The organism is Streptomyces sp. NPDC051041 (genome assembly GCF_044456065.1).
GTDB lineage: Bacteria > Actinomycetota > Actinomycetes > Streptomycetales > Streptomycetaceae > Streptomyces > Streptomyces glaucus.
In genome coordinates, this window is record NZ_JBITFM010000005.1 from 390,067 (window position 1) to 396,481 (window position 6,415).

The 6,415-nt window shown below is 71.4% G+C and carries 5 protein-coding genes; 4 read left to right on the forward strand and 1 reads right to left on the reverse strand.

Features of this window, described 5'->3' with window-relative positions:
- The first annotated feature begins 38 nt into the window (after nucleotides 1-38).
- The 3 genes from ACIBAI_RS12405 to ACIBAI_RS12415 all read left to right on the forward strand — a co-directional run bounded on the left by ACIBAI_RS12405 (nucleotide 39) and on the right by ACIBAI_RS12415 (nucleotide 3,791).
- Entirely contained in the window at nucleotides 39-1,019 is a 981-nt protein-coding gene (locus tag ACIBAI_RS12405) for a cation diffusion facilitator family transporter (RefSeq protein ID WP_399033432.1), read from the forward strand.
- 509 nt (nucleotides 1,020-1,528) lie between these two features.
- Nucleotides 1,529-2,986, forward strand: coding sequence for an adenosylhomocysteinase (gene ahcY, locus ACIBAI_RS12410; protein WP_399033433.1), 1,458 nt, complete (start codon nucleotides 1,529-1,531; stop codon nucleotides 2,984-2,986).
- 190 nt (nucleotides 2,987-3,176) lie between these two features.
- On the forward strand, nucleotides 3,177-3,791 hold the full coding sequence (locus ACIBAI_RS12415; protein ID WP_399033435.1) for a hypothetical protein: 615 nt from the start codon (nucleotides 3,177-3,179) through the stop codon (nucleotides 3,789-3,791).
- Between the two features lie 115 nt (nucleotides 3,792-3,906).
- Here ACIBAI_RS12415 and ACIBAI_RS12420 read toward each other — a convergent pair whose 3' ends face one another.
- Nucleotides 3,907-4,911, reverse strand: a complete 1,005-nt coding sequence (locus ACIBAI_RS12420) for an RDD family protein (protein ID WP_399033437.1) — start codon at nucleotides 4,909-4,911, stop codon at nucleotides 3,907-3,909.
- A 125-nt stretch (nucleotides 4,912-5,036) separates the two neighbouring features.
- Between ACIBAI_RS12420 and ACIBAI_RS12425 the strand changes: the two genes are divergently transcribed.
- Nucleotides 5,037-6,044: a stage II sporulation protein M gene (locus ACIBAI_RS12425; RefSeq protein ID WP_399033439.1), complete on the forward strand. Its 1,008-nt coding sequence runs from the start codon at nucleotides 5,037-5,039 to the stop codon at nucleotides 6,042-6,044.
- Nucleotides 6,045-6,415 lie beyond the last annotated feature (371 nt).

A 6,415-nucleotide genomic window follows, 5' to 3' on the forward strand; every position in this document is an offset into this window, starting at 1 on the left:
GACAGCGTACGTACGAAGGCGAAGGGACAACGCGGACAATGAGCGCGTCAGGCGGTACCAAGGCGATCGTGGCGGCACTGGTCGCCAACCTCGCGATCGCGGCAGCGAAGTTCGTGGCGTTCCTCTTCAGCGGCTCGTCGTCGATGCTCGCCGAGTCCGTGCACTCGGTCGCCGACTCCGGCAACCAGGCCCTGCTGCTGGTCGGCGGCAAGCGCGCCCAGCGCCAGGCCACCCCGCAGCACCCCTTCGGCTACGGCCGCGAACGCTACATCTACGCCTTCCTCGTCTCCATCGTGCTCTTCTCGGTCGGCGGCATGTTCGCCCTCTACGAGGGCTACGAGAAGATCAAGCACCCGCACGAGCTGGAGCACTGGTACTGGCCGGTCGGCGTCCTCGTCTTCGCGATCATCGCCGAGGCGTTCTCCTTCCGCACGGCCATCAAGGAGTCCAACGCCCTGCGCGGCAACCGCTCCTGGAAGGAGTTCGTCCGCCACGCCAAGGCGCCCGAGCTGCCCGTCGTCCTCCTGGAGGACCTCGGCGCGCTCATCGGCCTGATCCTCGCCCTCGGCGGCGTCGGCCTCGCCCTGCTCACCGGCGACAGCGTCTGGGACGGCGTCGGCACCCTCTGCATCGGCGTCCTGCTGATCGTGATCGCGCTGGTCCTGGCGGTGGAGACCAAGTCGCTGCTGCTGGGCGAGGCCGCGGGCGCCGAGGAGGTCCGGAAGATCGAGACCGCCCTCGTCGACGGCGACACGGTCACCCGGATCATCCACATGCGCACGCTCCACCTCGGCCCCGAGGAACTCCTGGTCGCCGCCAAGATCGCCGTCCAGCACGACGACACGGCCACCGAGATCGCCTCCGCCATCGACGCCGCCGAGGCCCGCATCCGCGAGGCCGTCCCGATCGCCCGCGTCATCTACCTGGAGCCGGACATCTACAGCGAGACCGAGGCGTCCAAGGGTCCGGACCCGGAGGCGGCCCCCGGCGGACCGGCCCCGCATCCCGCCGGACACTGACCTCCGCCCGCACGGGGCCCGCCGAGCACTCCCGGCGGGCCCCGTCGGCTTTCCGCCGGCCCCGCACCGCGGAAACCGCACCACGGGAACCACCGCCCGCCGCCGCACGACCAGCACGCCCGCACCGGCACGCCCACGGCGTGCACCCGGCAGCACCGTCCGCGTCCACCCCGCCCCGCACCGGCACCGATGCCGCCGGCACCGGCGGCGATCTGCGATCCCCGCCACACCCACCCGACTCCGGCCCAGGTCACGCCCCGTGACCGGCCTGATGTGCGCGGAGGCGGACTGGGGACGACGGGGGCCGCCGGTGTAGCTTGGGACGGAGCCAGACGTCGCTGCTGATGGCGGTCGGGCGGCCCGGCACGGGCCGGCCGAGGGAGAGAGGGCCTCCGACGGACTGCGCTGCGCGTACGCGGGCATGCCTGTGCCCTCCTCGGGCACCCCTGTGTCCGCCGCCGCGCAGATCAGCCGTACCCACCTCGACCCAATCCGAGGAGCAGCTCGTAATGACGACTGTCGAGAACCGACAGGACTTCAAGGTCGCCGACCTCTCCCTGGCCGAGTTCGGCCGCAAGGAGATCACCCTCGCCGAGCACGAGATGCCGGGCCTGATGGCGATCCGCAAGGAGTACGCCGAGGCGCAGCCCCTCAAGGGCGCCCGCATCACCGGCTCCCTGCACATGACCGTGCAGACCGCCGTGCTCATCGAGACCCTGGTCGCCCTGGGCGCGCAGGTCCGCTGGGCCTCCTGCAACATCTTCTCCACCCAGGACCACGCCGCGGCCGCCATCGCCGTCGGCCCGAACGGCACCCCCGACAACCCGCAGGGCGTCCCGGTCTTCGCCTGGAAGGGCGAGACCCTCCAGGAGTACTGGTGGTGCACCGAGCAGGCTCTGACCTGGCCGGACAGCCCCACCGGCGGCCCGAACATGATCCTGGACGACGGCGGCGACGCCACCCTCCTCGTCCACAAGGGCGTCGAGTACGAGAAGGACGGCAAGGTCCCCTCGCCCGACACCGCCGAGTCCGAGGAGCACCGCGTCATCCTCGAACTGCTGACCCGCACGCTCAGCGAGAACCCGCAGAAGTGGACCCAGCTGGCGTCCGAGATCCGCGGCGTCACCGAGGAGACCACCACCGGCGTCCACCGCCTGTACGAGATGCAGCGCGAGGGCACCCTCCTGTTCCCGGCGATCAACGTCAACGACGCCGTCACCAAGTCGAAGTTCGACAACAAGTACGGCTGCCGCCACTCCCTGATCGACGGCATCAACCGCGCCACCGACACCCTGATCGGCGGCAAGACCGCGGTCGTCTGCGGCTACGGCGACGTCGGCAAGGGCTGCGCGGAGTCCCTGCGCGGACAGGGCGCCCGCGTGATCGTCACCGAGATCGACCCGATCTGCGCCCTGCAGGCCGCGATGGACGGCTACCAGGTCACCACCCTCGACGAGGTCGTCGAGACGGCCGACATCTTCATCACCACGACCGGAAACCGGGACATCATCATGGCCTCGGACATGGCCAAGATGAAGCACCAGGCGATCGTCGGCAACATCGGCCACTTCGACAACGAGATCGACATGGCCGGTCTCGCCAGGATCCCCGGCATCGTCAAGGAAGAGATCAAGCCGCAGGTCCACACCTGGACCTTCCCCGACGGCAAGAAGATCATCGTCCTGTCCGAGGGCCGCCTGCTGAACCTGGGCAACGCCACCGGTCACCCGTCGTTCGTGATGTCCAACTCCTTCGCGGACCAGACCCTGGCCCAGATCGAGCTGTTCACCAAGCCCGACGAGTACCCGACCGGCGTCTACGTGCTGCCCAAGCACCTCGACGAGAAGGTCGCCCGCCTCCACCTGGACGCGCTCGGCGTGAAGCTGACCACGCTCCGCCCCGAGCAGGCCGAGTACATCGGCGTGAAGGTCGAGGGCCCGTACAAGCCGGACCACTACCGCTACTGAGCTCGCCGCCCGACCGCGGCGCGCGCCCGCTGTGAGCGGCGCGCGCCCCGGCCCGCTGTGAGCGTGTCCGTGCACTGACGCGCTCCTCAGCGGCAGCTCCTCCGAGGCAGGCCCCCGCACCCCCGTGCCGGGGGCCTGCCCCGGCGGCCCGACCGGCGGCCGGACCAGCCCGTCACGACCCAGGACCCCCATGCCCCGCGGCCGTTATTCGCTCCACGATCCGCACGATCACACCCCCCTGGCGGACGAGCACTTCCAGTGCGCCGTCGGCCCCTCCGGCTGGCGCTACGTCTCCCGGCTGACCTCGCCCTCGGGCGACCACCGCGGCTCCGTCGACCTCGCTCTGGACGAACTCGGCCGCCCCATCCGCCTCGAACTCCACGCTGCCGACTGGCAGGTGCGCGGCGCCGCACTGGACGGCGTCACCTGGGTCCGCACCGACCCCACCGGGGCCCATGCCACGGAAGGCAATGTGCGCGCCCACGCCTTCACCGGCACCTCCCCGGCCTTTCTCGTCGCCACCACCCGCCTCCTGAACCTCACCCCTTCCGGCCCGGCGACCCGCGTACGCCTCGTGGCCTTCACGGACCCGGTCCTCGCCCCGCGCACCGTGGACCAGTCCTGGGCACTGGTGGGCAGAGAAGCACACGCCACCGACAACGGCCCCCTGACCGTGGACGAATACCAGGTCACGGCTCTGGACACGGGCGAACAGCACACCGTGCACATCGCCGGTGACGTCGTGCTCGCGGCACCCGGCATCGAGCTGGAGGACCTCGAGTCACCGCCGTCCGTGTTCCGCTGAGCGGGGGCGGCGGGAGCCGTCCCCGCCACGCGCTCCGACGGACACCGCCCGTCCTGCGGACCGCGGTGTGCCGCCGTACGGACCGGCGCTCGAACACGGCGCCGCGGTCCGCGGGTCACGCCGGCGGCACGAACCCCGTGGCGGGGCGACCCCCCGCCGACGCCTCCCGCGGCCCAGCGGCCCCGTCCCCGGCCGGGGCGGACGAACCGGCCGGTTCCGCCGGCGTCCCGGGCCCGCCGCCCGGCGCCACTCCCGTGACATGCGCGGCGGCCTGCGCGGACGGCACCGCATGGCGCACCGCGGCCGACCCGGACGCGGCCGCCGCACCGGGGGCCGCCGCGCCGGCATCCGCTACCAGGTCCCCGGCCGTGCCGCTTCCGAAGGCCCGCCGCGCCTCCCGCGCCTGCCGCTCCCGCAGCACCGCCGCCAGATACGCCGCCGGCGGAACGCCCTGCGGCGCCGGGGTCCCCGTACGCGCCGCGAGGTCGCCCGCGAGCCGCTCCGCCATGACCCGGCCCACCTCCGGGTCGAGCTGCTGCATCCGCGTCAGGTACTGGCGGACGGCCAGCCACAGCTCGTCCGGGACCGCCGACAGATCCAGTCCCGAGAACCGCCCGGCCAGCCACGGCGGAGGCGGGGGCACGAAGCCGGCCCGCGCGGCGGGCACCCGCTCCCGGACGACCAGCGTCCCCGCGAACACGTCACCGAGCCGCCGCCCACGCGCCGACACGAGGGAGGCGACGCAGGCCACCACCCCGAAGGTCATCAGGATCTCGATCACGCCGATCCCGCCCCGCACCAGCGCATGCCGGAACCGGATCGGCCCCCCGTCGTCCCGCACCACCCGCAGCCCGCACGCCATCTTCCCGAGCGACCGTCCATGGCTCAGCGTCTCGACCGCGACCGGCACGCCCACCAGCAGCAACACGAACGCGGCGATCGACAGCGCCGTCTGCGCCGCCTCGTCCAAAGAGGCGGTGGACGCGACCAGGACGATGGTCACCGCCACGTAGGCACCGACGGCCACCAGCAGATCGAGCAACACCGCCAGCGCCCTGCTGGGCAGCCTCGCGGGGCGCAGCTCCAGCGCCACCGCCTCGCCCGTCACCAGCTCACTCACGCCCGCCGCCCTTCCCCGACCTGCCCTCGACAACATCAGTCTGCCAAGCTGAGGGCACATCGCGCCGCAGTGCGACGAGCTGATCCGCGACGATCCCGACGAGCAGCCGAGGAGCAGGCACACCGATGGACCTCGACGTCTTCGTCTCCGCCCACCGCGCGGAGTGGGACCGCCTCGACACCCTGCTCCAGCGCCGGCGCCGCCTGACCGGTGCCGAAGCCGACGAACTCGTCGCCCTCTACCAGCGCACCGCCACCCACCTCTCCCTGATCCAGTCCAGTGCCCCGGACCCGCAGCTGACCGGACGGCTCAGTCAACTGGTGGCACGCGCGCGCAGCGCCGTGACAGGAACCCGCCGCGCCTCCTGGCGTGACGTCACGCGTTTCCTCAGCCACGGCTTTCCCGCCGCCGTCTACCGCTCACGCCACTGGTGGGTGCCCACCGCGCTCCTGTCCACGGCTGTCGCAGCCCTTCTGGGCTGGTGGATCGGCACGCACCCCGAGGTGCAGGCCACCATCGCGGCCCCCAGCGAACTGCGCGAGCTCACCCGCCCGGGCGGCCAGTACGAGACGTACTACTCGACCCACCCCGCGGCCTCCTTCGCGGCCCAGGTGTGGACGAACAACGCCTGGGCCGCGGCCCTGTGCCTGATCCTGGGCGTCTTCCTGGGCCTCCCGGTCATCTGGATCCTCTTCCAGAACATGCTCAACCTCGGAGTCGGCTTCGGCCTGATGTCGTCGGCCGGCCGACTCGACACCTTCCTGGGCCTGGTCCTCCCGCACGGCCTGCTCGAACTCACCGCCGTCTTCGTCGCCGCCGGCACCGGCCTGCGTCTCGGCTGGACTCTGATCGACCCGGGGCCGCGCACCCGGCGCTCGGCCCTCGCCGAGGAGGGCCGAGCCGCCGTGGGCATGGCGATCGGCCTCGCCCTGGTCCTCTTCGTCTCCGGCGCCATCGAAGGCTTCGTCACCCCCTCCGGCCTGCCCACCTGGGCCCGCATAACCATCGGAGTCAGCGCCGAGCTGATCTTCCTCGGTTACGTCTACGTCCTCGGCGGCCGTGCCGCGCGCGCCGGGGACACGGGTGACGTCGAGGCGGCCGAACGCAGCGCCACGGTGCCGACGGCCGCCTGATGTGCGAGCACACCCCCAGGACTGCTAGTCTCCTCTTCGCCCCGCAAGAGCAGTTGACACAGCTGGAGCGGGGAGGTAGATTCAAACAGTTGCCTGGAGATGGGTTCCAGCCCAGAAGGTGACAGTGAGCATCTATCCGCTCCTCGGAACGATGATTTCGAGTGAGCCCCGACTATTCGGAAACGAATGACCGATCGGATCGGTTCAGAACTTCTGATAAAGTCGGAACCGCCGGAAAGGGAAACGCGGAAGCGGGAACCGGGAAGGCGCCGAGGAAATCGGATCGGAAAAGGATCTGATAGAGTCGGAGACACCGAAGGGAAGCGCCCGGAGGAAAGCCCGAGAGGGTGAGTACGAAGGAAGCGTCCGTT

Coding starts and splice junctions, on each gene's coding strand:
- ACIBAI_RS12405 (WP_399033432.1), top strand. CDS start 39: ATGAGCGCGTCAGGCGGTACCAAGGCGATCGTGGCGGCACTGGTCGCC.
- ahcY (WP_399033433.1), top strand. CDS start 1,529: ATGACGACTGTCGAGAACCGACAGGACTTCAAGGTCGCCGACCTCTCC.
- ACIBAI_RS12415 (WP_399033435.1), top strand. CDS start 3,177: ATGCCCCGCGGCCGTTATTCGCTCCACGATCCGCACGATCACACCCCC.
- ACIBAI_RS12425 (WP_399033439.1), top strand. CDS start 5,037: ATGGACCTCGACGTCTTCGTCTCCGCCCACCGCGCGGAGTGGGACCGC.